General features: G+C 63.1%; 3 protein-coding genes. All 3 read left to right on the forward strand.

Annotated elements, in window-relative coordinates:
* The first annotated feature begins 18 nt into the window (after window positions 1-18).
* Window positions 19-1,029: a sugar ABC transporter substrate-binding protein gene (locus F8R15_RS20690; RefSeq protein WP_078521667.1), complete on the forward strand. Its 1,011-nt coding sequence runs from the start codon at window positions 19-21 to the stop codon at window positions 1,027-1,029.
* Window positions 1,030-1,130: 101 nt separating this feature from the next.
* Window positions 1,131-2,207, forward strand: coding sequence for an ABC transporter permease (locus F8R15_RS20695; protein WP_078521410.1), 1,077 nt, complete (start codon window positions 1,131-1,133; stop codon window positions 2,205-2,207).
* The coding region (locus F8R15_RS20700) for an ATP-binding cassette domain-containing protein (RefSeq protein WP_152845847.1) at window positions 2,204-2,919 on the forward strand (716 nt) is incomplete at its 3' end. The genes F8R15_RS20695 and F8R15_RS20700, both read left to right, overlap by 4 nt.

Genomic DNA, 2,919 nt, shown 5'->3' on the forward strand with positions numbered 1-2,919 from the left:
GGGAGGAGACCTGACATGATGAAGAAAACCGCAATTCTCGGTGCGACCGCGCTCGGTCTGATGGCGACGGGCGCTTGGGCGGAAACCACCGCCTGCCTGATCACCAAGACCGACACCAACCCGTTCTTCGTGAAGATGAAAGAGGGTGCCTCGGCCAAGGCCAAAGAGATGGGCATCACGCTCAACACCTATGCGGGCAAGCTCGACGGCGACGTGGAAAGCCAGGTCGCGGCGGTCGAAAGCTGCATCGCGGCAGGCGCCAAGGGTATCCTGATCACCCCGTCCGACAGCCGTGCGCTTGCGCCTGCGGTTACGAAGGCGCGCGAGGCCGGTGCGCTGGTGATCGCGCTCGACACCCCGTTCGAGCCCGCCGACACTGCGGATGCGACCTTCGCCACCGACAACTTCAAGGCAGGCGAGCTGATCGGTCAGTGGGCCAAGGCGAAAATGGGCGACAAGGCCGCGGATGCGAAGATCGGCTTCCTCGACCTCAACCCGAGCCAGGTCTCGGTCGATTACCTGCGCGATCAGGGCTTCATGAAGGGCTTCGGCATCGACATCAAAGACGAGAAGAAGATCGGCGACGAAGACGATCCGCGCATCGTCGGCCATGACGTGACCAACGGCAACGAGCAGGGCGGCCGCACGGCGATGGAGAACCTTCTCCAGAAGGATCCGGGCATCAATGTCGTCTACACGATCAACGAGCCCGCTGCCGCTGGTGCCTATGAGGCGCTGAAATCGGTCGGCATGCAGGATCAGGCGATCATCGTTTCGGTCGATGGCGGCTGCCCGGGCGTGCAGAACGTCAAGGAAGGCATCATCGGCGCGACCTCGATGCAGTTCCCGCTGAAGATGGCCTCGATGGGCATCGAAGCGATCGCGGCCTTCGCCAAGGACGGCACCAAGCCGCAGAACTCCGAAGGTCTCGACTTCTACAATACCGGCGTGACGCTGATCACCGACCAGCCGGTCGATGGCATCGACTCGATCTCGTCGGAAGAAGGCCTGAAGCAGTGCTGGGGCTGATCCCCGCCTGAAAGACCGGAAGGGCCGCCCCGCGCGGTGGCCCTTTCCTTTGGGCCGCGTGACGGCCCTTCACCCCACATTGCACAAAGAGGATGACGGACATGACCCAGACCGTTCCGCCTCGCGGCCAGTCCTTCGAGCACGGCCTCGACCAAAGCGACAAGACCGTCGCGGCCTTCAAGAGTAAGAAACGCGGGCTTCTCGGCACGATCCAGCACGGGTTGCACGGCAATCCGACGATGGTGCCGGTGATCGTGCTGCTGTTGTCCGTCGCCGTGTTCGGCCTGGTCGCAGGGGGCAAGTTCTTTTCCGCCTTCAACCTGACCCTGATCATGCAGCAGGTCTCGATCATCGGGATGCTGGCTGCGGCGCAATCGCTGATCATCCTGACCGCAGGCATCGACCTGTCGGTGGCGGCGATCATGGTGCTGATGTCGGTGATCGCCGGCAACCTTGCCGTCTACATGGGCGTGCCCGCACCGATCGCGCTACTGATTTCCTTCGCAGGCGGCACCGGCGCCGGTTTGCTGAACGGCTTCCTCGTCACCAAGGTGAAACTGCCGCCCTTCATCACCACGCTCGGCACCTGGTCGATCTTCTACGCGCTGAACCTGTGGCTTTCGGGCGCGCAGTCGATCCGCTCGCAGGATATCGACAAGTTCGCGCCCCTTCTGAAATTCTTCGGCAACACGATCACCGTCGGTAATGCGCGACTGACCTATGGCTCGGTCCTGATGGTCGTGGTGTTCCTCGTGCTCTGGTATCTGCTGAACAAGACCGCCTGGGGCCGCCACGTCTATGCCGTGGGCGACGACAAGGAGGCGGCGGAGCTCGCGGGCATCCGCACCGACCGCACGCTGCTGTCGGTCTACGGTCTGGCTGGTCTCGTCTGCGCGATCGCAGCCTGGGCATCGATCGGCCGCGTGGGCTCGATCTCGCCGCAGGCCTTCTACGAGGCGAACCTGCATTCCATCACCGCCGTCGTGATCGGGGGCATCTCGCTCTTCGGTGGGCGCGGCTCGATCCTCGGCGCATTGTTCGGGGCGCTGATCGTGGGCGTGTTCCAGTCGGGGCTGCGGCTCGCGAATGTGGACGTGCTCTGGCAGGTCTTCGCCATCGGCTGGCTCATCATCATCGCGGTCGCTATCGACCAATGGATCAGAAAGGTTTCGGCATGACGCAAGAACCCATTCTCACCGCACGCGGTCTGGTCAAACGCTATGGCCGCGTCACCGCCCTCGACGAATGCGACTTCGATCTCTACCCGGGCGAAATCCTTGCCGTGATCGGCGATAACGGGGCCGGAAAATCCTCGCTCATCAAGGCGATTTCCGGGGCCGTTACGGCCGACGAGGGCGAGATCAAGCTGGAAGGCAAATCGATCTCCTTCAAGAGCCCGCTCGAGGCGCAGGATGCTGGGATCGCGACGGTCTACCAGACGCTCGCGCTCTCTCCCGCGCTGTCGATCGTGGACAACATGTTCGTCGGGCGCGAGTTGCGTCGCGCCGGTCCGATGGGCAAATGGCTGCGGATGCTCGACAAACCCGCGATGCGCGCCTTCGCCCGAGAGAAGCTCAACGATCTGGGGCTGGCGACCATTCAGGATATCGATCAGGCGGTCGAGACGCTGTCGGGTGGTCAGCGTCAGGGCGTGGCCGTGGCCCGCGCGGCGGCTTTCGGGTCTAAGGTGATCATCATGGACGAGCCGACGGCGGCGCTGGGCGTGAAGGAAAGCCGTCAGGTGCTCAACCTGATCCTTGATCTCAAGGCAAAAGGTCTGCCGATCATCCTGATCTCGCACAACATGCCGCACGTCTTCGAGGTGGCGGATCGGGTCCACGTCCACCGGCTGGGCAAGCGGCTTTGCGTGATCGATCCGAAGAACCATTC

The sequence above is a fragment of the Thioclava sp. JE_KL1 genome, from assembly GCF_009296265.1.
In the GTDB taxonomy this organism is placed as follows: Bacteria; Pseudomonadota; Alphaproteobacteria; order Rhodobacterales; family Rhodobacteraceae; genus Thioclava.